General features: G+C 32.2%; 23 protein-coding genes. 11 read left to right on the top strand and 12 right to left on the bottom strand.

Annotated elements, in window-relative coordinates; all coding sequences use genetic code 11:
• Positions 1-165: 165 nt before the first annotated feature.
• From BMY33_RS10930 to BMY33_RS10945, 4 genes are all read right to left on the bottom strand, one after another.
• The gene (locus tag BMY33_RS10930) at positions 166-396 is read right to left on the bottom strand and encodes a hypothetical protein (RefSeq protein WP_091408273.1); all 231 of its coding nucleotides are present in this window, start codon (positions 394-396) and stop codon (positions 166-168) included.
• 208 nt (positions 397-604) lie between these two features.
• Positions 605-850, bottom strand: a complete 246-nt coding sequence (locus BMY33_RS10935) for a hypothetical protein (RefSeq protein ID WP_091408275.1) — start codon at positions 848-850, stop codon at positions 605-607.
• Positions 851-1,071: 221 nt separating this feature from the next.
• On the bottom strand, positions 1,072-3,804 hold the full coding sequence (locus BMY33_RS10940; RefSeq protein ID WP_091408276.1) for a CHAT domain-containing protein: 2,733 nt from the start codon (positions 3,802-3,804) through the stop codon (positions 1,072-1,074).
• 10 nt (positions 3,805-3,814) lie between these two features.
• Positions 3,815-4,378, bottom strand: a complete 564-nt coding sequence (locus tag BMY33_RS10945; protein ID WP_139195638.1) for a hypothetical protein — start codon at positions 4,376-4,378, stop codon at positions 3,815-3,817.
• A gap of 103 nt (positions 4,379-4,481) precedes the next feature.
• On the opposite strand from BMY33_RS10945, the gene BMY33_RS10950 reads away from it, so the two are divergent.
• The 5 genes from BMY33_RS10950 (at position 4,482) to BMY33_RS10970 (ending at position 8,512) form a co-directional block, all read left to right on the top strand.
• Positions 4,482-5,048 carry an RNA polymerase sigma factor gene (locus tag BMY33_RS10950; RefSeq protein ID WP_091408280.1) on the top strand — a complete coding sequence of 189 codons (567 nt, stop codon included), beginning with the start codon at positions 4,482-4,484 and terminating at the stop codon, positions 5,046-5,048.
• Positions 5,045-5,842 (top strand): tetratricopeptide repeat protein, encoded by a 798-nt coding sequence (locus BMY33_RS10955; RefSeq protein ID WP_091408282.1) that lies wholly within the window; start codon positions 5,045-5,047, stop codon positions 5,840-5,842. Before BMY33_RS10950 ends, BMY33_RS10955 begins: the two co-directional genes overlap by 4 nt.
• 149 nt (positions 5,843-5,991) lie before the next feature.
• Positions 5,992-6,924: a peptidylprolyl isomerase gene (locus BMY33_RS10960; RefSeq protein ID WP_091408283.1), complete on the top strand. Its 933-nt coding sequence runs from the start codon at positions 5,992-5,994 to the stop codon at positions 6,922-6,924.
• Positions 6,925-7,181: 257 nt separating this feature from the next.
• Positions 7,182-7,982 (top strand): hypothetical protein, encoded by an 801-nt coding sequence (locus BMY33_RS10965; RefSeq protein WP_139195639.1) that lies wholly within the window; start codon positions 7,182-7,184, stop codon positions 7,980-7,982.
• A gap of 8 nt (positions 7,983-7,990) precedes the next feature.
• Entirely contained in the window at positions 7,991-8,512 is a 522-nt protein-coding gene (locus tag BMY33_RS10970; protein ID WP_091408287.1) for a YfiT family bacillithiol transferase, read from the top strand.
• Between the two features lie 15 nt (positions 8,513-8,527).
• Here the strand turns inward: BMY33_RS10970 and BMY33_RS10975 are convergent, their stop codons facing one another.
• A complete protein-coding gene (locus BMY33_RS10975) occupies positions 8,528-9,085 on the bottom strand; it encodes a thioredoxin family protein (RefSeq protein ID WP_091408288.1) in 558 nt (185 codons plus the stop codon).
• A 90-nt stretch (positions 9,086-9,175) separates the two neighbouring features.
• Here BMY33_RS10975 and BMY33_RS10980 point away from each other — a divergent pair, with 90 nt between their 5' ends.
• Together BMY33_RS10980 and BMY33_RS10985 are read left to right on the top strand one after the other, a co-directional pair.
• Positions 9,176-9,640: an Mpo1 family 2-hydroxy fatty acid dioxygenase gene (locus BMY33_RS10980; RefSeq protein ID WP_091408290.1), complete on the top strand. Its 465-nt coding sequence runs from the start codon at positions 9,176-9,178 to the stop codon at positions 9,638-9,640.
• A 1-nt stretch (position 9,641) separates the two neighbouring features.
• Positions 9,642-10,508 carry an alpha/beta fold hydrolase gene (locus tag BMY33_RS10985; RefSeq protein ID WP_091408292.1) on the top strand — a complete coding sequence of 289 codons (867 nt, stop codon included), beginning with the start codon at positions 9,642-9,644 and terminating at the stop codon, positions 10,506-10,508.
• Positions 10,509-10,543: 35 nt separating this feature from the next.
• Here the strand turns inward: BMY33_RS10985 and BMY33_RS10990 are convergent, their stop codons facing one another.
• From BMY33_RS10990 to BMY33_RS11000, 3 genes are all read right to left on the bottom strand, one after another.
• Complete coding sequence (locus tag BMY33_RS10990) at positions 10,544-13,057, bottom strand: M14 family metallopeptidase (protein ID WP_091408294.1); 2,514 nt, start codon at positions 13,055-13,057, stop codon at positions 10,544-10,546.
• A 105-nt stretch (positions 13,058-13,162) separates the two neighbouring features.
• On the bottom strand, positions 13,163-13,558 hold the full coding sequence (locus tag BMY33_RS10995; protein ID WP_091408295.1) for a PUR family DNA/RNA-binding protein: 396 nt from the start codon (positions 13,556-13,558) through the stop codon (positions 13,163-13,165).
• 79 nt (positions 13,559-13,637) lie between these two features.
• Positions 13,638-15,395 (bottom strand): ABC transporter ATP-binding protein, encoded by a 1,758-nt coding sequence (locus BMY33_RS11000; RefSeq protein WP_091408297.1) that lies wholly within the window; start codon positions 15,393-15,395, stop codon positions 13,638-13,640.
• Positions 15,396-15,536: 141 nt separating this feature from the next.
• On the opposite strand from BMY33_RS11000, the gene BMY33_RS11005 reads away from it, so the two are divergent.
• From BMY33_RS11005 to yajC, 4 genes are all read left to right on the top strand, one after another.
• Entirely contained in the window at positions 15,537-16,631 is a 1,095-nt protein-coding gene (locus tag BMY33_RS11005) for a Leu/Phe/Val dehydrogenase (protein WP_091408298.1), read from the top strand.
• Positions 16,632-16,761: 130 nt separating this feature from the next.
• On the top strand, positions 16,762-17,706 hold the full coding sequence (gene nusB / locus BMY33_RS11010; protein WP_091408300.1) for a transcription antitermination factor NusB: 945 nt from the start codon (positions 16,762-16,764) through the stop codon (positions 17,704-17,706).
• Positions 17,707-17,755: 49 nt separating this feature from the next.
• Positions 17,756-18,235 carry a DUF1573 domain-containing protein gene (locus BMY33_RS11015; RefSeq protein WP_091408301.1) on the top strand — a complete coding sequence of 160 codons (480 nt, stop codon included), beginning with the start codon at positions 17,756-17,758 and terminating at the stop codon, positions 18,233-18,235.
• A 5-nt stretch (positions 18,236-18,240) separates the two neighbouring features.
• Positions 18,241-18,540, top strand: a complete 300-nt coding sequence (yajC, locus tag BMY33_RS11020) for a preprotein translocase subunit YajC (RefSeq protein ID WP_027392289.1) — start codon at positions 18,241-18,243, stop codon at positions 18,538-18,540.
• 76 nt (positions 18,541-18,616) lie between these two features.
• Here yajC and BMY33_RS11025 read toward each other — a convergent pair whose 3' ends face one another.
• The 4 genes from BMY33_RS11025 to BMY33_RS11040 all read right to left on the bottom strand — a co-directional run bounded on the left by BMY33_RS11025 (position 18,617) and on the right by BMY33_RS11040 (position 23,941).
• Positions 18,617-19,495 (bottom strand): mechanosensitive ion channel family protein, encoded by an 879-nt coding sequence (locus BMY33_RS11025; RefSeq protein ID WP_091408303.1) that lies wholly within the window; start codon positions 19,493-19,495, stop codon positions 18,617-18,619.
• 130 nt (positions 19,496-19,625) lie between these two features.
• Positions 19,626-20,861 (bottom strand): peptidase T, encoded by a 1,236-nt coding sequence (pepT, locus tag BMY33_RS11030; RefSeq protein ID WP_091408305.1) that lies wholly within the window; start codon positions 20,859-20,861, stop codon positions 19,626-19,628.
• Between the two features lie 162 nt (positions 20,862-21,023).
• Positions 21,024-21,770: an HmuY family protein gene (locus tag BMY33_RS11035; RefSeq protein ID WP_091408306.1), complete on the bottom strand. Its 747-nt coding sequence runs from the start codon at positions 21,768-21,770 to the stop codon at positions 21,024-21,026.
• An 11-nt stretch (positions 21,771-21,781) separates the two neighbouring features.
• Positions 21,782-23,941: a TonB-dependent receptor plug domain-containing protein gene (locus tag BMY33_RS11040; RefSeq protein WP_091408308.1), complete on the bottom strand. Its 2,160-nt coding sequence runs from the start codon at positions 23,939-23,941 to the stop codon at positions 21,782-21,784.
• Between the last annotated feature and the right edge of the window lie 76 nt (positions 23,942-24,017).

A 24,017-nucleotide genomic window follows, 5' to 3' on the forward strand; every position in this document is an offset into this window, starting at 1 on the left:
GGTTATGAACCCAGATAGCTTCTATCTGTAGATAAGTTTTTGTGTATTTGTAATGCTTGATTATTTTTATAAAGTTTTTTACTGTTAATAAAACTTTATGTTCTCTGCATTCTAACAAAAAGAAAGAATAACGTTGAAAATGCTATTCTTTCTTTTTGTTAACTGTTATTCACAATTAATATGAATCGAATGACAGTTAACTTCGGTAGGTCCGCAATCAATGGTTAGGATAGCACATCCCTCTGATATAAGTCCATCATCTGTGGGACAATAGAATTTACCTGTTGGGCAATCATCTCTAGACATTAAAGGATCTCCTCCTTTGATACGGAGACTACCAAGTCTAGAGACAATGTTTTTTTTTAAGGATAAACCATTTAATTTTTTTTTCTTCATGATTTTAATTTAAGTTGATTTGTATCCTGAACATTTAGAGACACTCAGATGTTGTGTCTGTTATATCGTTCTGGTAGTTAGGGAAATGTTACTATGGTTTTTCTGTTTTTTTGAAAAAATTAACTTTTATAAAAAAACCAGTTAAAAATCAATTTAACTGGTTCTTATCTTTTTTATCTAACTCAGAAATTATTTCCCAGTTATCATATTAAAGATTATGAGGGCTATCAGGACCTGTATCTCCTGATCCCTGGCATATCCATATATAACAGGTAGATCCATTTCCTACTACGTCGCTATTGCCATAAGCTTTTACTCCATTTTGACATCCAAAAGGCATTTCTGGCTCACATTCTATTTGTAATCCATTATTTCTGATTCCACCTTTAATTGTTTTTTGTTGTTTTTTATTAATTGAATTAATTCCTTCCAGTTTTAAAATGTTTTTTAACATATATTAAAATTTAAAAATTTGATTACCTGAACATTTATAGACACTCAGAGCTTGTGTCTATAAGAACGTTCAGGAAGCTTTCTACATGTTACTATGTAAAATTGATTTTTTTAAGAAATAACTTTGCGAGTTTGTAAGTGATTGATTTATATGGAAAAACAAAGGAGGTTGATATAAATTTGTAAACCTTCCTTTAGTTTTTATGTGCATATCTGTTCTTTCTATTTCTTTTTAATTAAATAGAAACGATATATAATAAGAACTAATAAAATAATACCTAGACCAATCCACAAAAACAACAAGTTGTTAGATTGTGGCAACAACGTTCCGCTATCGCCTATCAATACTAAAGAGGCCCAATAATGAGGAGATGCTTCTGCATCTGTATTGTTGTTAAGATAATTTAGTTTTGCTGTTCGTAGGGCTGCAGATTTGGTTTGTCCTTTACTTAGGTTTTTGTAAAAGTCAGAGGTAATAGTAGCCGTGGCTTTATCATTGGTGTTCCATAAAGTTGGAATCACGGTATTAGCTCCGGATTTAAAGAATCCACGAGCAAGACTGAATACACCTTCGCCTGTATTAATTTTGCCCAAGGAAGTGTTGCAGGCACTAAGAACTACTAGTTCTGATTGATTATCAATAGTAGAAAGTTGTAGTTCAGTAAGTTTTTCTCGTTGAAAAGCGATCCAAGGGGTTAAAGAGTCGGAAGCATCAGCGTGTGTAGCTAAATGTAATATTTTATATTGGTTGGCTACTTTTTTGAAATTTTGAATAGTCGCCTTTTCGTTAAGTAATAAATCACCAGAATAATAATGTTTGGCATTAACTAATTCCTTTTTGCTATTAGGAAGTGAGGTTAAAATATTTGAAAATGTTATAGGTGCAATGCCCAAATAATCATTTTTTGGCTTACGATCAATTTTTGCATTTTCTTTAGAAAAGGATAGAGAATACGCATAATTTATTTCGGTCTGCTGTATTAAGTAACTTCCTTTTTTAGGGTTTGTTATGAGTGCTTCAAAAGGAATGTAATTTAAAATATGATCTGGAATAAAAGTAGCTTTATTATTTACTAAATGCTTTTGCAGATTTTTAGGGATCAAAGAATTGTATATGCTGTAAGCTAACTCACTATATTCTGAAATATCTAATGATGTCGTAAATGGCTTGTTTAGTAGCTCTCTGAGTCTATAAATTTCTTTTTGTAGTCTGTTTACATTCTCGATCTTAAAAATTTCTTTTTTATTTTTTGTAATAAACATACCATAAGCTTCTGGAATTACACCAGCGATTCTTTCTGCCATGTTGTATTCAATAATTACTTCATTCGGACTTAGCTCTAGTTTAGATAAAGGTGTAATTTCGGGTATAGAAAAATGTGTAAAATACGTTGGATATATAGGAGCTAATGAATCTCTAATTTTTTTTAGTCTCGCTTGTTTAGACAATAAAACTTTTTGGATTGAATCGGAGGAATTTTGATCTGATAATCTGAGCTTTGATCTTAATCCAACTATAACGTCTTTTAATTTTTTTTCTTTTTCCAAGATACTAGGCGATAAGGCTGTTTTATCTTTTGTAATTTCTTGTAATAATAATAAAGCCTTACTTTTTTCCATGAAATAGTAAGAATCCTCATTTTTCTTAAGCTGTAAACAAGCCTCTAAGCCCATAATGTAAATTTCCGAAGCAAGGCTTCTCCATAATAATTTAGATCTAGTAGATATATTTTCTTTTAATAACAGATCAACCAGTTGGTCACTTGCATGTGCCGTGCGAATTGCTTCCTCAAAATACAATGAGTCGTTTTTTGTTTTCCCTAGTTCTATCCAGGCTTTTAATTTTCTTTTTAGTAATTCTAGGAAAAAAGTTTTGTTTACTACTTGCTCCAAATCATTTTTTGCAGGAAGCCAGTAGATATCTTTTATTTTTTTATCAAAATAGATTGAAAAAACTGAGCTAAAATTTTCTTGGGCGGCGATATAATTTTCATTTGATAACTCCTTAATCCCTAATCCGAAGAAAATTTTATGTTTAAAGGATGGCGCATAGGAAGCATATTCTAATGCTTTATCAAAAAAGAATTGAGAACGAATAGAATCAATTTCAATAAAAGTCAATCCTAAATTGTAATATGATTTAGCATACTTTTCTTTAAACTTTAATTCTTTCAAAATTGTTAAAGCCTCATCATAACATTTAATACAATTGTCTATGTTTTGGGTTCCAACACCTTCACAATACAAGTTTCCAAGATTGTTTTTTATGTTATATAGTTTTTGCTTATCCGTGGTACTGCTATCTCCTAAAAGCTTTTCTGCTTTTAGGAGGTGTTCAATTGCCTTCTTAGAACTTTCTGCAGATCGTATTAAGCGATAACTATAGGCTAAATTGATGTTTCCATATACTAAAAAACCTTTTTGGATATCTTTTTTTGAATAATTTTGTAAAGATTTTATTCTATAGTCAACGGATTTGTAATAGTCTCCCAGAATTTCGTAAGATTCACCAATTAACTCATATGACTTACCCCTTAAAAATTTTGTTCCTCCTAATGCAAGTAGTTTTTCAAAGTACTCAATAGCAATAGTGTAATTTTCATGTCTACGGTTGTAGATGGCGTAATTGTAATAACTTCTTTTTAACAATTCCTTATTGAAGGGAGTAGCTTTTTCTCTTGCTTGATAAGCAATTTCAACTATTTTTATAGCCTCTTCCCACTTTTTTTCCTTATGAATCCATTTAGCTATTTGATGTGCGTCATAGCCCAACTGGGTATAGTTTTCGCTTCTTTCGTAGGTTTTTATTAAACCATAATAAAGCTCTAATTTATTAAAATTAGAGCCAGTTAACTGATGAATAGAATCTAATTCAGGAGAAATTCCCTGCCCCTTTGTTGGTAGGGTCAGGAAAAAAGTAATATATAATATAAATACTATCTTCTTTTTGTACAATATAAATGATTTATTGGTAATTTATTGATCTCCATATTTCATTACAAGACTCTGTAGATATCCAAGTATAGCGCGTTTCAGGACATTCCGAACAAGCTGGATCTCCCTCTGTTTCTTCTAACAAGATCTTGTTTTGTTCAGCCTCATGAACAACGGCTCCATTTGTTTTAGCATTTAATGGCTCTAATTTACATTTTATAAAATCGCAATAAGATGTTGGAAGTTCATTACATGGCATATACCATTCATAGATTCCTTCGCAATAAGCAACTGTTGAAGCGAAAATAATACTATAGGTTCCTTTTTTACCCTGTGAGAATTCTAAATAATCCATACGATCTTGCGCGGTTGAATTTTTAGGAAAAACTACATAAACCTTAGTAAAGCAGGTAGCATCTATATTTCCTGAGCCCAAAGCTTTGTTTAAAGAGTTTTGCTTGCCAAATAATTCATTAGAATTTAATGCGTTTTCAGGAATAATATCTCCTATTTGTTCTTGTTTATCATCTGTAGAGCAGCTTTGTATTCCAATCGCAAAAACTGCCGCTACCAATAGTAACGTGATTTTTTTCATTTTTAAATAGTTTTTTGTTTTCATTATTTATTAGTATGTTTCCCTAACCTAACAAATGTTACCACGCGAAAGTAAAAAAAAATAAATAGTTAAAGATATCTTAATGCTAATACCTGAAAAAGACCTATTAGAACGGCTTGTTAATGGAGATAAGAAAGTTATTCAAGACTTGTATATAAAGGAGTTTCCAAAAATCAAAAGTTTTATACTTAATAATAATGGGAATGAGGCGGATTCAGAAGATGTTTTTCAGAAAGCGTTGATGCAGATTATTGCAAGATATAAATCGAATGCCTTTACGCTTAAAGGCTCTTTTGATGGGTTTTTGTATAGTGCCTGCAGAAATTTGTGGCGTAGAGAACTAAATAAACAAAAACGTATAGTAACAAATGATGAGGTTATTGAACATGCTAAAGAAGCGGATGATCTAACAATGGCTACTCTAGAACAAGAGAAATGGGAGCTATTTCAGGAAAAATTAGCTGAATTATCTGATAACTGTAAACAATTATTGCAATTATTTTTCCAGAAAGTACCATATAAAGATATTGTGGTAAAACTAGGATATAATACGGATAATGTAGTGAGACAACGTATTTTTAATTGTAAGTCGCAATTGACTAAATTGATTAAAAAAGATTCGAGATATAACCAAATCAAAGAATTATGAAAGATTACCCAATAGAAATTGATGATTATCTAAGCGGTAATATGTCAACATCAGAAAAAGAAGCATTCGAAACTAGATTGCTTACAGATATAGAACTATCAAAAGAATTGAAGTTACAGAAGGACATGCAGAAGATTTATGAAGATCAAAAATGGTTAGAAGAAGATAAAGAAATCTTAAAAACAGAAAAAGCTGTTAAATTAAAATCGTTTTTTGAGAGTAATGAGGCTAAGAGTTTAAAATCTACAATTGATGAGGTAATTTCAGAAAACCGAGCTACTTCTACCGATAAGACTTTTTGGTTTATGGGTATTGCCGCGTCTATTGCTGTTTTGATAACGGTCTCATTATTTGTTTTTAAGGATACTAATTATGATGAATTGTATGCTTCTTATGTTCACCTTGATGAAATACCATCATTAGTAACTAGGGGAGAGGATACAAATAAGATGCTTGAAGACGCCCAGTTATTATTCGAAGAACAAAAATATCAAAAAGCTACAGAGTTATTTACCACCTATCATCAAAAAGAGAAATCTATTGATCCTTTAAGTTATATTTACAATGGGATCTCATATGTAGAACTTAATAAGTTTGATGAAGCTTTATCACAGTTTCAACTTTTGGGAGATTCTAACACACTACAAGCTAAAAAAGCCAATTGGTATAAAGCTTTGATTTATTTAAAACAGGAGGATAAAAATAAATTAAAAGAAATTTTACAAATCATTGTGTCCGATAGCGATAATTATAAATATCAAAATGCTAAAGAACTTTTAGCCAAGATTGATTAATCCTGTTATGTTTTTATAAGTTTTAGTTAATATTATTTATTAACTGAATGATCTAAAAACGGCTAAACAATCGTTGGTTTTATGTGTTAAACATTAAGCAATTACCTATCTTTGCAGCTTAAAATTTAACAAGCTTAAAATACGCAGTTATGCAAGACGGATTATACGCAAAATTTAATACCCCAAAGGGAAGCATTTTAGTGAATCTAGAGTATCAAAAAACTCCGGGAACAGTAGGTAATTTTGTAGGTTTAGCAGAAGGGAATATGGAGAATCAAGCCATTTCTCAAGGTAAGCCTTATTACAATGGATTGAAATTTCATAGAGTAATTCCAGATTTTATGATTCAAGGTGGAGATCCTCAAGGTTCTGGTGCTGGTGGTCCAGGTTATCAATTTGATGATGAGATTCACCCTGATTTAAAACACGATGGTCCAGGAGTGTTATCTATGGCTAATGCAGGACCTGGAACTAATGGAAGTCAATTTTTTATTACTCATGTAGAAACTGCTTGGTTAGATGGTAAGCATACTGTTTTTGGTAAAGTGGTAGAAGGATTAGATGTAGTAAATGCAGTTGCACAAGGAGATACAATTGATTCTTTAGAAATTTTAAGAGTAGGAGCGGATGCAGAGAGCTTTAATGCTGTAGAAACTTTTAGACAGTTTAATGGAGCAAAGGCAGAAAGAGAAGCTGCTGCTAAGAAAGCTTCGGAGCAGTTATTAGAAGAGTTAGCTGCAGGATTTGATAAAACGGATAGTGGCTTACGATATAAAATCATCCAAAAAGGAGATGGTGCTCAAGCAGAAAAGGGAAAAACTGTTTCTGTGCATTATAAGGGAAGTCTGACTGATGGTACTGTTTTTGATTCTTCTTATAAGCGTAATCAACCGATTGATTTTCCATTAGGAATGGGACAAGTAATTCCTGGATGGGATGAAGGTATTGCTTTATTACAAATAGGAGATAAAGCGCGTTTTGTGATTCCGCCATCGTTAGGATATGGAGAACATGGAGCTGGAGGAGTAATTCCGCCAAATGCTACATTAGTTTTTGATGTGGAATTAGTTGGAGTGAAGTAATGCTCTTTACAAAAATAATTTTAAAGCCTCTGGAATGCATTTTCAGGGGCTTTTTTTGATTACAACTTTAGGTTACCCTAAATAAAAACACCGTTTTAACTCATAATTAACACTTGTAATCACTCTTTAAATGTTAATTTATTCTTCAAAAGATAGAAGTTTTACTGAAAAAGGGGGACTTTTACGTCTATAATGCAGATATTTACACCCCCTTGTTGGGATAATAAACCAATACAGAAACCCCATTTTTGATGGTTATGAAGTGGAAACTAATTGTTTTTTTAACATTTTTTTGGGTAAATTTTTCTTTTACTCAGGAGAATGAAGCTACAATGACTGCTATTAAAGATCAAATAGAAATCATTGATAGTTATATAGAATCGGATGTATTTTCTTTAGATCCAGAAGAATTTCTAGATCAGATTGCCGATCATGGAGCCGAGCTTAATGGATATTATGAGCACGAACGTTTAAAGAAAATCATAAGAAATATCGGAATGCCAAATGCTATGGTAATTACGGTGTTTTATTTCTGGAATGATCAATTGATCCATGTAAATTATAAGCAACGTCAGTATATGGAAACAAAAAACAGTGATGGCTTTGTTGTGATGGATTATTCTAACGCATTTACCAAATTCGAATCAAAACATTATTTCGATAAAGGGAATGAGATTTATAAAATAGTTTCAGGTCAAGCGGTTACTAATATAGAACCGGAGGAAACTTTTGTCTCTTATAGTTTAAGAATGAAATCTCTGTTAGATAATAAATTTAAAAATAGAGGTACCTATGAGGCACTGCAAGGAAAATGGATTAATGTTCAATTTCCTGATGAGCATATGATTTTTGAAGAAACCATACGATTCAATTTTCGTGATGGGAAGTTTCTGAAAAGATTAAAAGTAAAGATTAAAGATGATATTATGCATTGCTCATCTCCAAAAGATAAATATGTATATAAGTATAAGATAGAATCTCTAAATGAATTTGAACTTGTGGTTAAGGATCTACAAGATACATCTTCGAGCTTAGTTCTTTATAAAAAAGTAGAATAAAAAATAGTATGAATCTTCAATATCCAATAGGAACGTTTAAGTGCCCAAATAATATTACTACAGATCAAATTAAAGCCTGGATTAAAGATATAGAAGATCTACCCGAAAAAATAGAAAACCTAGTTTCAGGTTTCTCCGAAGTACAATTAGAAACTCCTTACCGACCTGAAGGTTGGACAGCAAGACAAGTTATCCATCATATTCATGATAGTCACCATAATGGTTATATTCGTTTTAAATGGGCGCTTACTGAAGAGCAACCTGTAATTAAAGCGTATTACGAAGATAGGTGGGCTGAATTATTTGATACTAAATCTGCACCAATTAAACTTTCTTTAGATTTGATAAAAGCACTACACGCTAAATGGGTGTATTTTTTAAAAGGTTTATCGGATAAAGATTTAGAGAAAGTATTTATTCATCCAGAAGGTAATGTTTCCATTTCTTTGGCAGAAGATATAGGAATATATGCTTGGCATGGGAACCATCATTTAGCACATCTACAAATTGTAGCAGGTACTTTTAAGTAATCCTTTTTAACCCTATTATTCTTTCCATTTTATATTACATCCGATACTAGGTTTTTGAATTTCAGAAACTGTAGCATTTCTAAGTACTGCATCTAATGCTTGGCGAAGATCTCTTCCATTTACAGGAATTCCATTTCCTGGCCTGGAATCGTCTAATTGCCCTCTATAAATAAGTTTTAATTCTCCATCAAAGAGATAAAAATCTGGAGTACAAGCAGCATCATATGCTTTAGCTACACCCTGAGTTTCATCATATAAATATGGGAATGTGTAATTGTTTTTTTGCGCTGTCTTCCACATATGTTTAGGTGCATCCTGTGGATAATTTTCGACATCATTACTGCTAATGGCAACAAAACCAAACCCTTGTACTCTGTAATCATTGGCTACTCTAGATATTTCTTCATTCACATGAATAACAAAAGGGCAATGATTACATATAAACATAACTACAGTTCCTTTTTCTCCTTTTATGTCATTTAGGGAAACTTTATTGTTAGTAACAGCGTCTACTAAAGTGAAATCTGGAGCAACGGTACCTAGTGGTAACATGTTTGATGGAGTACGAGCCATAATGTTTAATTTTTATATTTTCGAAATTACGATATTATACTTTATAAGTATAAAAATTGTTATCTTAGTTACATTCCAAAAAATAAAATTATGAAAACTTTAGAGACCTGGTTTCAGGAATATGCCGTGAGCCATCAAAACAAAACAAATATTGCAATTCATTTTATATGTGTGCCTGCTATATTTTTTTCTGTTGTTGGTCTAATCATGAGTATTCCTAGTGGATTTTTAGCTTCGATTATACCCGGGAATAATCCGTTTATAGAAAATTGGGCCTTTGTCGTTGCTTTACTTATTTTGCTTTTTTACGTTAGATTATCTGTAAAAATGGCTTTGCAAATATTAGTTTTTGTAGCATTCTGTATTATTGCTAATTATTATATCAGTCAGTATGCACCATTATGGATGGTGTCTCTTATTATTTTTGTAGTAGCTTGGATCGGGCAATTCTATGGACACCACTTAGAAGGTAAAAAACCTTCTGCTGCACAAGATTTACAGTTTTTACTAATAGGACCAGCTTGGGTGATCCAGAAAATGTTCGGAAAAAAGTAATATGCTATTACAGGATTGGAAAAATTCAGGATCCTATTATTCCTATAAAAATTATAAAATATTCTATAAAGTTAGTGGAGAAGGAGAACCATTAATTTTGATTCATGGGTTTCCTACTTGTTCTTGGGATTGGAATAAAATATGGAATACACTTGCTAAAAAGTATAGGGTATATGCTATTGATATGTTAGGGTATGGTTTTTCGGCTAAACCAACTGATTTTAATTATACAATTGCATCGCAGGTTGATTTATGGGAAACTTTTTTGAAGGAGAAGGGTATTGCCACTTTTCATATACTGGCACATAATTATGGAGATACGGTGGTTCAGGAAATGTTAGCCAGATTAAAAGAGAATCCAGAATATGAATTCGATATTAAATCTGTTTGTTTTCTTAATGGAGGAATGTTTCCAGAAACTAATTTGCCTACATTAACGCAAAAAATGTTGCTAACACCTTTAGGTTTTATTCTTAAATATTTTATGGGTAGAAATACGTTGGCTAAAAATTTCAAGAAAATATTTGGAAAAAAATCGCAGGCTAGCGAACAAGAGATTGATGAATTTTGGGAAACGATAGCTTATAATTCTGGTAAAAATGTAATTCCTAAGTTGATAAAGTATCTAAATGAGAGAGATACTTATAAAATTCGTTGGAGAGAAGCAATACAATATACAGCGATGCCCAAACGATTAATTGATGGCGCTGTTGATCCTATTTCGGGTAAGCATATGGCAGAGTTCTATAAAGAAATCGTGCCAAATGCTGATGTTGTGCTGTTAAATGAAATTGGACATTATCCACAAACAGAAGCTCCGGATAAAGTCTTACATTATTATACCGAGTTTAGAAAACAAATATTATAGCTATATATTAAAATATATGAAGCACACTGCACTACTTACATTTCATCACTAAAGAAAATGGCATTCATTAATAGTTTATTGGTACCATACCAAAATGCTCTGAAATTAGTATTGTCTGTAAATAATATAGTATTTCCTCTTCCTAAGCTTTGATGTCTAAACGGTACAGTATTAGATAATGAATCTAAGTTCTTTTTACTAATATATCCACTTAGTAGAGGTGATTTTGTGTATTGAATAGGGTTATTATAGCTCTGTTTATCTGCTTTTATAAATAAAGTTGTATTTCTAAAAAGAGATATTTTGTCATTTTTGTACCCAAAATTTATCGGATGGGACCTATCTGTTTTAGCTTGAAAAATAGCTCCACCAATTACTTGAGCACCGAAGAAGTCTCTTCTTTCTTCAAAAGATATGTTTTTAGCATCATTTTCCGGTTTAGAAAATTCTATTTTCATAAGCTCATTATTTTTAAAGAATTGAGCTGCGTTTCTGTAGCCAATTAGTGTTCCTCCGTTTCTAATCCAGGTTTTAATTTTGTCAATAACATTTTTACCCATAGTTTGATTCCAGCTGTTTGGTAAAACAATATGAGTATATCTGGATAAATTTCTTCTTTCGAGGTATTCCGTGTTTAGTTTGGTAATAGGAATATTATAACGTTGATCCATTAGATGCCAAATTTCACCTGCATCATAGGGTGTGATTCCACTTCCTGTTAATAATGCAATTTTGGGCAATGATAATGCTCTAAATTGATTACTTCCTAAATCAATTCCTGTCGTTAAACCAGTCGATACTCCTGTAATATTTACGTGATTTTCTGAAGCAAGTTTTTGTAAAAATGCATGAATTTCTTGCGAGTTTAACCTTTGATTCTGAATAGGAATCATAATTGTTCCATAATCATAATTTTTATTCTCCACAGAAAAAGGCTTCATGCCTACTTTAGCTCTCAGTCCTCTGTTTAAAATTTTGTATAGTACAGCAGGAGTATAATATTCATGCCATTCCATAAGGTACGCATAATTACTTTTGTTAATGCTTTTTGGTTTTCTGAACTCTAATTCAGTAATTTCTGTTCCCAGATCTGAGGTAGTTGTTTTTTCAGTATAATCTAAATTAAAAGCTAATGGGAATGTCCATGCGGACACATCATAAAATAGGCTGTCTTGAAATTTTGTTCTTTTCTCGAACATAGCTTTGATCAAACGACTATGTTTTTGATTTTTTGGTATTATGTAGCTATATCCTTTTTTAAATTTTTTACCATCAGAAGTGATATCACTTTTTAAATCATAAAATTTAATTTTATGACGCTTCAAAATTTCTGCAAGATGATACGTAGAAGCTGCATCTTTTTCATTACCAAAAATATAAGCTCCACTTTGTGCCTCTTTTCTAGCATTAGCGTAAAAATTCTTTTGATATCTAAGTAACTCTGTACGCATTGATTTTGAAGCCTCTAGAGTAGAGAGTGTAGCTGTAAATTGATTTCTTACAGTGAATGGGAATGTTAATATACCATTATCAGTCTCTTGAGCATGTCCACGAGAACTTCCTTGCTCAAATAAAATACCAATTCCTCCATTAATATCTGGAAACGTAGATCCTTTACCATAATAGAAATCATCAAAGTTCTCTTCTGTAAAATATAGAGATCCTATTTTGTTAAAGGCATCAGCGTGGTAGTTAGCAATTTTTTTTGTGAGTTCTTGGTTTAATTTAGGGGTTAATGGATGCGTTCTAGATTGTATTCCAGGTTGAAAGAAAAAACTACTATTAGAGCCCATTTCGTGATGATCCGTAAGCACATTTGGATACCATTTATGAAAAGTCTCTATTCTAGCTCTTGATTCTGGTAATTGTACCGGTAGCCAATCACGATTCATGTCAAACCAATAGTGATTTGTTCTACCTCCGGGCCAAACCTCACTATATTCTCTATCTTGTGGATCCGTACTTATATTTTTACTTTTATTGGTATTTGCCCAGTAAGCAAACCGTTGCAGTCCATCAGGATTTAGGGATGGATCAAATAAGATTACCACATTGTCTAATAATTCATCAATTTGATTTCCTTGTCCAGCAGCTAAATAATATGCTGCAACTAAACTCGCGTTGGATCCACTTGGCTCATTACCGTGTATAGAAAAACCTTGGTACACAACAGCAGGTATCGATGCAATATCAACACTACTAGCATTATTCTGAGTAAGTTGAATATGTTGTTTTTGGATTTTTTCTAAATTCTGGTGATTTTTTTCTGAGGTAATAGTTAATAGAATAATAGGACGATCTTCGAAAGTCTTTCCTCGATCTTCAATAGTAATACGCGGTGAAGCTTTTGCTAAAACTTTCATGTATTCAACCAATTTGTCGTGTGTTACGTGCCATTTTCCAGGAACAAAGCCTAAAACACTTTGGGGTGTTGGAATTTCTGGATTATAAGAGACTCCTTTAGGAAGATAATAATCTAAAGAAAGGTTGTCTTGTGCAAAAGAAGAAAAGAATAATAAGGATAAGATGATAGTAAGGAAGTGCTTCATTTTAGTTCGTTTGTACGATTGTCGAGTTTAATAGTTTTCGAAAATAAAAAAAACCGCTTCAGAGATTGAAGCGGTTTGCATAAGTTTAACATAAGTTAATATGCCTTATATGTCATCAAAGCTTACATCTGTAAAACTTTCTGTAGAAGCAGTAACCTCTTCATTTGTTTTTGCAGATACTTCAGTATTTTGCTCGTAAGATTTTTGGTAATCTTTCTGATGTCTTTCACTTATAACTTCTTCACCTTTTTCATTAACTATGAAATCGGTCATTTCGCTTAGTATTTCACTAAAACCAACAAAGTCTTCTTTGTATAGGTAAATTTTGTGTTTTTTGTAGTGAAAAGATCCATCATCATTAGTGAATTTTTTACTTTCTGTAATAGTAAGATAGTAATCTCCAGCTTTTGTTGATCTTACATCAAAGAAATATGTTCTTCTTCCTGCTCTTAAAACTTTTGAGAAAATTTCCTCTTTCTCCAACATTTCATTATCGCTCATAATCCTTATTTCTTATATTAATTAGTCTGTTACGATGGAATCAAAAATCTAAAAAAATTGTTAATCGTACAACAAAATATCAAATTTCTTTTTCGCTTAGCTGTTTTAAATAAAGTTCTTTGTAGTATCCTTCCACGTCTAATAGTTGATTATGAGTGCCTTGTTGGATGATTTCCCCTTCGTCTAAAACAATTATTTTATCCGCGTTTCTTGCTGTAGAAACGCGATGACTTACTATAAAAGTAGTCTTGTTTTTAGAAATTCTATTAAGATTATTCAGTATTTCTTCTTCAGTTTCGGTGTCAACCGCAGATAAACAATCATCAAAAAGAAGGATAGATGGGTTTTTAATAATGGCTCTAGCAATGGAAACACGTTGTTTCTGTCCGCCCGATAAAGTAATCCCTCTTTCTCCTAAAACAGTATCATAATCTTTACTAAATCCTATAATATTTTTGTGTACTGCAGAATTTTTTGCAGCTTCAATTACTTCGGCTTCTGTGGCTTCAGTTTTTCCGAATTTTATGTTATTTCTTATTGAATCACTAAATAAAAAGGCATCTTGAGGCACATATCCAATCGATTCTCTGAGATTTACTAAGTTTAGTTTTCTAATAGGTTTTCCATCAACTCTAATTTCACCGTCCGTAACATCATATAACCTTCCTAATAAATCTAGGATTGTTGATTTTCCTGATCCTGTTTTTCCTATAATAGCAATAGTTTGACCTGAATTTATTTCAAAACTCATCTTTTTTAGTGCAGTGATATTTGTGTCATCATAGGTAAAAGAAATATTGTCAAAAGCAATATTCCCAGTAATAGGTGTTTGTTCAGTGATGCTATTTGTGATTTCTGGTTCTTGACTTAGAAACTCATTAATTCTCACTTGCGAAGCTTCCGCCTGTTGTATTATAGATGTAACCCAGCCTACTGTCGCTACAGGCCAGGTAAGCATATTTACAAAAATGATAAACTCTACGATGACACCAAGATCTTGAATGGTTCCATCAATATATTGTTTACCCCCAATATAAATTACCAAGATATTACTAACGCCGATTAGCAAAACCATTAAGGGAAAAAATAGTGCTTGTACCTTTACAAGGTCAATGTTTTTTTCTTTACTCGTATTTGATAAATCCGTGAAATTTTCTAAAGTCTGAGGTTCTATTCCGTAGGCTTTAATAACAGAGATACCACTAAATGATTCCTGCGTAAATGTGGTTAGTTTAGATAAATATTGCTGTACAATAGTACTTCGTTTATGTATGGCGACACTTAGTTTGTAAATCGAAATGGAAAGAATAGGGAGCGGTGCAATAGTATATAAGGTAAGCTGAGGTGCAATACTAATCATATATCCTATCACAACAACAAATAAAGTAATGGTATTTACACTATACATAATAGCAGGACCTACATACATTCTTACTTTAGATACGTCTTCGCTAATACGACTCATTAAATCACCAGTTCTGTTTTTTTTATAAAAGTTAAGAGATAGTATTTGATAATGTTGGAAAACTTCATTCTTTAAATCAAACTCAATGAATCTAGATACGACAATAAAAGTTTGTCTCATTAAAAATGTAAAAAAAGCGGCAATTAAAACTGATCCAAAAATAAAGAGTATGTTGGTAATCAGTCCCGTTTTTACATCATCTATATTGGTAATGCTATTATTAAGGTATTGTTCTACAATTTCTACTGAATCACCAACAAATTTAGGAACCGCAACCGCAAAAATTCTAGCAATGATCGTAATTACTAATCCAATAAGGAGGCGATATTTATATTTTAGGAAGTACTTGTTTAGATGGCGTAATGCACGCATAAAGTATTGATTTTTAGAAACTCAATTATTAACAAATTCTTAAAGTTTAACAACAAAAAATTTTAAATTCGTAAAAATACCGTATTTTAGCGCTTCTATTTTGACTATAATATAATTATAACATTTTAAAATTTCTGAAAAATGATAACCGAAGTGCTTACCGCAAATCAATTAAAAAAACAAGCTCCTGTGTTTGGGCAATTGTCTTTTAACGATCACGAACAAGTTGTTTTTTGTCAAGACAAAGATACAGGATTAAAGGCAATAATTGGGGTGCATAACACAATTTTAGGACCAGCTCTTGGAGGGACTAGAATGTATAATTATCAAACAGAATGGGATGCTCTTAATGATGTATTGAGATTGTCTAGGGGGATGACGTATAAAGCAGCGATTACAGGATTGAATCTTGGAGGAGGAAAAGCTGTTATTATTGGAGACCCAAAAGTAATGAAGACTCCAGCTCTTATGAGACGATTCGGAGAGTTTGTTCATACATTAGGCGGAAAGTACTACACTGCAGAAGATGTAGGTATGGAAACTTCTGATATGGATACTGTAAGAGAGGTTACACCTTATGTAACTGGAATTTCAGAATCTAAAGGAGGAGCAGGAAACCCATCTCCTGTTACAGCTTATGGTGTTTATATGGGAATGAAAGCTTCTGCTAAATTTTCATATGGTACTGACAACCTGGAAGGGAAGAAAATCTTAGTTCAAGGTATTGGTCATGTAGGAGAAGAACTTGTACGCTTAACCGCAGAAGAAGGAGCTAATGTAATTATAACTGATATCAATCAGGAAAGATTAGAGACAGTAAGTAGCAAGTATGGAGTAGAGGTATATAAAGGAAAAGATTTATATGCTGAAACAGCTGATATTTATGCACCTTGTGCGTTGGGAGCCACAATTAATGATGAAACTATTAATAAATTGAAGGTTAAAGTAATTGCTGGAGCTGCAAATAATCAGTTAGCTTCAGAAAATATACATGGATCACTTTTACAAGAAAAAGGAATCGTATATGCTCCAGATTTTCTGATTAATGCTGGAGGTATAATTAATGTATATGCTGAGATAGAAGGGTACGGAAGAGATCAGATAATCAATAAAACCGAAAATATCTATAATACTACTTTAGATATTTTAAATAAAGCTAAGGCTACAGGTATGACGACTAATTCTGCTGCCGTTAGTATAGCGGATGAGAGAATTGCGGCTAAAAAAAATCAGTAGATAAAAGAATCTAAAATTTACTACATAAAAAGTGAGTTTTAGAATTGGTAGATTAAAAATAATAGTATTTTTGCAGGGCGAAAGTGAAACTCACTTTCGCCCATTTTATTAATGTTCTTTGTAATTTCTTATGTTAACCAGAAGACATATTCGAGTTAAAGTAATGCAGTCACTCTACGCACTAGAGCAGACGAAAAGTGATAATCTAGATAAAGAAGAAAAGTTTCTTTTATTTAGTATTGAACAGATGTATGATTTGTTTCTTATAAACCTTCAGCTTTTGGTAGAAGTAAGAAAGCATGCCGCTGATTTTTTAGAAAAAAGTCAAAAAAAGTATCTAGCTACATCAGAAGAGAAAAACCCAAATCAAAAATTTATTAATAATGAAGTTCTCTTATTATTAGAAAATAATACAGAGCTTAAGGAAGCCATGGATCACAAGAAAATGAATTGTTGGGATCTTGATGATGAATACGTTAAAATTCTTTGGAAAGAGATTAGTACCAGTGAAGTATATACAGATTATATGGACACTAAGATGAGCTCTTTTAAGGAAGATAAGGATTTTGTTCTTGATGTTTTTAAAGAGATTATTGCTCCAAATGATAAGTTATATGAGTATATCGAAGATAAGATGCTTACCTGGATAGATGATTTGCCTTTAGTTAATACTGGTATTATTAAAATGCTTAGAAAGGTAAAACAGACTCATGACGAAAATATGTCGCTACCTAAACTATATAAAGATGCAGACGATAAGAAGTTTGCAAGAGATATTTTTAGGAAAACAGCACTTAATGGAGTAGAATTTGCAAAAGAAATAGAAGGTAAAACACCAAATTGGGATAAAGATCGAATAGCAGAATTGGATAAAGCTGTAATTAAAATGGCAATTTGTGAGTTCCAAAAATTTCCGTCAATACCTGTAAAAGTAACAATTAACGAATATTTAGAGATTGCTAAGGAATATAGTACCCCAAAGAGTAGTATCTTTATCAATGGAATTCTAGATAAAATATCTAAAGAATATCAAGAGAACGGTAAACTAAATAAAGTTGGCCGTGGACTTATGTAGTTCAAAAAAAATAGTATTTTTAACCCTCAATTAATTAAAAACCCAAGTAATGAAAAAAGGAATCTTGATTTTAGCTGGTGTTTTTGCTTTGACATTTATGTCTTGTAAAGATAATGCAGCAGAAAAAGTTAAAGAAGAAAATGTAGCAGATGCTGCAGATCGTGATGCAAAAAATACAGATTTTCCTGTAATGAATTTCTCTGAAACAGAGCACGATTTTGGAACAATCAATGAAGGTGATGTAGTAGAGCATACATTTACATTTACTAATACAGGTAAAGCACCTTTAGTAATTGTAAATGCTAAAGGAAGTTGTGGATGTACTGTTCCTGAGTGGACAAAGGAACCAGTTGCTCCAGGAGCTACAGGATCAATGTTAGTGAAATTTAACTCTAACGGTAAGCCAAACGCTCAAAACAAACAAGTTACTATTACTGCTAATACTGAAGCAGGAAAAGAAATCCTTAAGATTAAGGCGATGGTAACTCCAAAAGCTAAACCAGTAAGCGGAACTCCTGTAAGCGAGTAATATTTATGGAAGGATTTGGAGGACAATTACCTTTTATTCTTTTAATATTTGTAGTGATGTATTTTTTTATGATACGTCCACAAATGCAAAAGGCTAAAAAGGAGAAGAAATTTGCTGAAGAGCTTAAAAAAGGAGATCGTGTAGTTACTAAAAGTGGTCTTCACGGAAAAGTCTTTGATTTCAGCGAAAAAAATAATGCTGTTGTTATAGAAACTGGAGCTGGTAAGTTAACATTTGATAAATCTGCAATTTCATTAGAAATGAGTCAGAAATTAAATGCACCGCCTGCAGAAAAGAAAAAATAACAAAAGTTAATGATTAAAAAAAAGCGTCGTATTTATACGACGCTTTTTTTGTGTAATATATTTATAGGTTTGGTTATTAAGATTTCATAGTTACAATACGTTGTGGTAAAGGAGCAGCGTAATTTGCTTTGCCAAGTGCTTCCACAATTTTTTGTCTGGTATCCCAGTATACATCCCAGTAATCGTCACAGGTAGAGTAAGGTAGTGCTAATAATTCTACACCATTTGCACCTAGATTATTTACGGCAACTCTTGGAGCTGGATCTTTCATTACGTTTTGATCAGCTTTCATAACCTCCATTACAATTTGTTTTGCTTTTTCGATATCTGTACCATATTGAATTCCAAAGGGCATATCTACTCTTAAGTTTCCTATTGTGGTTAAATTCGTAATTGTTCCAGCTGTGATCGCTCCATTCGGAATGATTTCTGTTTTATTCTGAAAAGTTTCTAAAATTGTTACGAATACAGAAATTTCTCTTACAAATCCAAGTTTACCTCCTGTTTCGATTAGATCCCCAACTTTAAATGGTCTAAAAACAAGTAACATCACACCTGCTGCCATATGACCTAAAGAACCATTAAAGGCTCCTCCAATTGCTAATCCTACTGCTGCTAATAATGCTGCAAAGGTAGCTGTTGGGATACCTACAATACCTGCTATAGAAATAAATAATAATACTTTTAATAAGAAATTTACTAAAGTGACTAAGAATGGTTTTAAGGTACCGTCTACTTTGCTTTTATCGAAAGCTTTTTTTATAGCTTTCATGATCATTTTTACAATCCAAAGTCCGATAATTAATGCAACAATTCCTCCAACAATTTTGAGTCCATATTGACCAACTCCTTCTTGAATAGAATTAAAAAAACCGCCTAGAGAGCTCATAATTGCACCTCCTGTTTCTGTAGTCGCAGATACGGCAGTATCTACGACCTTGTCTGTAGTTTGCATGATTTATGTTTTAAAGTGATTAAATAGTTATCACATAAATCTACTACTATAGTAGGTACATTGTTTTTATTTCTAGATCAGAAAAAAATGTAAAATCGTTAAAAGTGATTAAATCTCGATGAATTGCGAATTACCTTTTTGCTGTAAGTTCGGCGATCTTTACAATTACTTCCACAGCTTTGATCATACTTTCTACAGGAACATATTCATATCTTCCATGAAAGTTATGTCCGCCAGCAAATATGTTAGGACATGGCAATCCCATATAACTTAACTGAGATCCATCCGTTCCGCCACGGATTGGTTTTATGAGTGGAGTAATACCTAACTCTTTCATTGCTTCTTCTGCAATATCTACAATATGCATTACAGGCTCTACCTTTTCTTTCATATTGTAATATTGATCATTGATAACTACATTAATTACATCTTTTCCATATTGTTTGTTTAGTTGATCTCCGAGTTTTGTCATCACCTCTTTACGAGCTTCAAAATGTTTTTTATCGTGATCTCTTATAATATATTGTAGTTTAGTTTCTTCTACTTCACCATTCATAGTGTGTAAATGAAAGAAGCCTTCACGGTCACTTGTGTGTTCTGGAGTTTCTAATCTTGGTAGAGAATTAATGAAATCTTGAGCGATATACATGCTGTTGATCATTTTTCCTTTAGCATATCCTGGATGTACTATTTTACCTTTTATAGTTACTACTGCACCTGCTGCATTAAAATTTTCATATTCTAATTCTCCTATCTGACTACCGTCCATAGTATATGCCCATTGGGCTCCAAATTTTTCTACGTCAAATTTGTGAGCTCCTCTACCTATTTCTTCGTCTGGAGTAAATCCAATACGTATTTTTCCATGTTTGATCTCAGGATGTTGGATCAAGTATTCCATAGCAGAAATAATTTCTGCAATACCAGCTTTGTCATCAGCTCCTAATAGCGTTGTTCCATCTGTGGTGATTAATGTCTGGTTTTTATATAGTTTTAAATCTTCAAAATAATCAGGAGATAATACGATATTTTCTTCTTCGTTAAGAACGATATCTTTTCCGTCATAGGTTTCTATAATTTGAGGATTTACATTTGCTCCTGTAAAATCCGGAGTAGTATCAAAATGTGAAATAAAACCTATGGTAGGTACTTCATGGTCTACATTAGAAGGTAAGGTTGCCATGATGTATGCATTTTCATCAATAGTTACCTCTTGTAACCCTATTGATTTTAATTCTTCAACTAGTTTATTTGCTAGATCCCATTGTTTTGCTGAACTAGGAGTAGTGTCACTATTAGGGTCACTTTCGGTATCTATAGTTACGTAGCTGATAAATCGATCAATAATGTGTTTTTTTGGAATCATAGCGATGTATGTTTTTTAATCTGAAGATTTCAAAAATACGGTATATTGTAATAGGTTGTTTTTAAAAAATAAGAAAACCTTGCTAAGCAAGGTTTTCTGTAAAAGAAGTAATATAGTTATAACTTCTTAATGGTTATTTAGATTGAAAGCTAATTCACAGCTTTAAAATGTCGAAATATTGTTATTCGGTTGATATACATAATTAAATGTAAAATATCTACCCTCGTTAACAAATGCATCAGGGCTTGTTGGAGCATCTTTGTAATAACTAAGGATTTCTATTTTAGCATATTTTCCTTCAGTTGTTTTTATTACTAATATTTTCCCTGGCAAAGGAGTAATTAAGAATAATGGAGATCCAGAATAGTTATACCAACCATTATCACTACCTGATGGTATTGCAAGTGCATCTGCTGCATCCTGAACAAATAGACTAGTATCTGCAGAAGTGATATCTGCCATTGTTCCAGTGGCTATATAAGCTGCTGCATCTCCAATTCTACTTGGCTCATCAGTGGTTCCCTGAGAGATACCTCCATTGATAATAATTGTTGTTGCTCTAAAGGCAATATCCCAATCATCTGTATTAGTAGTGATCGCTCCTGTATCTAAATCAAATAAAGTAAAGTCACCAGATATTGGTTGTCCTTGACCACCTTCTTGAGGTGCCGGTAAATTATTGGTAGTTTCTGAGATAAGATTCGCAAGAGCTTGCGTATCATCATTGTCATCCGAATTTGTAACAAACCCTTCTGGAGCAGAACATGCGAGTTGTGATGTTGCTGAGTTACCTAATCCATCTCCATCTGCATCCTCAAAAAACAAACTTTCTGCACATGAATCGTCATCGCTACCACATGAAGCAATGATAAGACTAAACGTTAGTAATAAATAGAATCCTTTTTTCATTTTTATAAATATTAAAATTGGTAATTAACTCTTACATATCCTCTGGTTCCTGGATTTCCAGGGATATTAATATTTTGATAATTAAGTATATTGTCTGCTCCTGCTTGTATTTCAAATTTTTTAAACAGTTTTTTGCTCGCGGCTATATTTAGAGTGGCAAATCCATCAACTACTACGGCATCATCATCAAATGTGTCGAATGTTCCATTTCCGTTGGTATCTCCTAAACCATATTTACTTCTGTAAATAGCTCGTGCATTTACATTTAAATCCCATTTTTTTATATCCCAAAACACTTTTAGATTTCCATTGTGTCTTGATCTATTAAAAAAACCATAATGATCATCCTTTGATAATACGATAGATGTTAGGTTTTCATCTCGTACAAATAATTCTCCATTTTCAACCTGTTTCTTAATATCTTTATTGAAGGCATAAAGGAGCTGGTAACCACCACTTATTTCTAAATTTTCAAAAATGTTGTAGGTTGCACTAAACTCTATCCCCTCCGTATATATTTCATCAAAGTTTTGGTAACTGAATACGTTTTGTCCATTGGTTTTTCTAGCTAAAACAAATGTGTCTATTAGGTTTCTAAAATCATTTCTGAAGAAATTAATATCTAGAATAAGTTTTTTGGATTGTCTATAATTTAAACCAATGTTATATCCTATAGAGCTTTCTGCTTCCAGATCGTTATCGAAAGTTGCAATAAGTTCATTTACTCTGGCTTGTCCTTGATCGGGTGTTAGGTTGTCTCCAAATGCTAATTGACCTTGATCAAATAGAAGTTGTAGTTCTTTCGGTACAGTTTTATAACCTAAAACAGAATAGCCTACAGAAGGATTTGTGAAGTTTAAATATAATTGTCTAAAATCCGGAGCTTTAAATCCATAGCCAGTAGATCCTTTTATAGAAAGTTGATCGGTGATTTTGTAATTAAAAGCAAATTTCGGACTAACTTGATTACTATACTCAGAATGATTGTCGAATCTCACTCCAATAATAATATTTAAATTTTCTAATGGAATCATGTCGAATTGAGTGTATACATACTGAGAATTAAAGCTCACCTCATTTTCAAATAAAGTACGATCGAGAAAGTCGTATTGGTAGCCAACTCCTGTAGTAATAGTTCCCATTCCTTTAATTATATTATTACCACGTATTTCGGCTCTAAGTAATTTTTGATCAAATAAATTATTGAATACAATATCACTAGTTTCAGTATCTCGACTAATGTCTTCAGCAATGTAATTTGTATAATAGAATTCGTAGGTAGTATTAAATTTTTCTGACCAGTTTTGATCTAATTTTAAAAGTGTATTTAGGTCCCTCTCTAAAGCTTCTCCTTCTGCATTTACTATAATTTCTTGCCCATCTCCATCTGTATCGGTAAAAGAGAAACCTGAATTTTGTAATTGATCAAAATACCTTCCAGAAGCGCTTAATTTTATATTGTTATTAATGTCATAATAAAATTTACCATTAAGGGTGTAGTTCTCGATTGGGTTAACAGTGATAGAACGATCACTATCATTAGGTTCCAAAACATACTTATCCCTAGAAAAACGATTTCCGAATAAAGCATATCTGATTTTACCTTTTTTTTGTTGAAGTGATAAATTCATATCCTGAGCTGTAAATGAACCTATTCGATAAGATGCTCGACCTGTTAATTTTTCATTTTTAGGTTTTTCTGTGATTATGTTTATCACACCTGCTAGAGCTTCAGAGCCATAAAGGCTGCTGGTTGGACCTTTTACCACTTCAATTTGTTTGATGTTGCCAACAGTGAGTCTACTAAGATCAAAATTTCCAGAACTTCTGCCTACAAGAGGCACACCATCCATTAAAATTAAAGTGTAATCAGAATCTATTCCTTGTATTTGGATACCTTCAAAACCACTTTCATCAGTAGCTAGAATAAGTCCAGTTTGTTCTGCCAAAATATCATCGATTCGAACACTTCCAGATTTTTTTATGGTGCTTCCCGAGATCAAAGTAACTGGTAGCGGTATGGAGGATAGTTGTCTCTCAGTTCTAGTAGCCGTGAGAATAACTTCTTCTAATTTTTCAGCTTTTAAAGAATCATTTTCTTTAGGGTTAGTATTCTTCTGACAATAGATATTAAAACAAAAAAATAAAAGTATGACGATGAATTTATTCATTTATTTAGATTAATTAAAAATAATGATTATTTTTGGCAAATATATAATCTTATTTTAATTCAGTCTAAATAAGATT

Source organism: Aquimarina amphilecti (assembly GCF_900109375.1).
GTDB classification, from domain to species: Bacteria; Bacteroidota; Bacteroidia; order Flavobacteriales; family Flavobacteriaceae; genus Aquimarina; species Aquimarina amphilecti.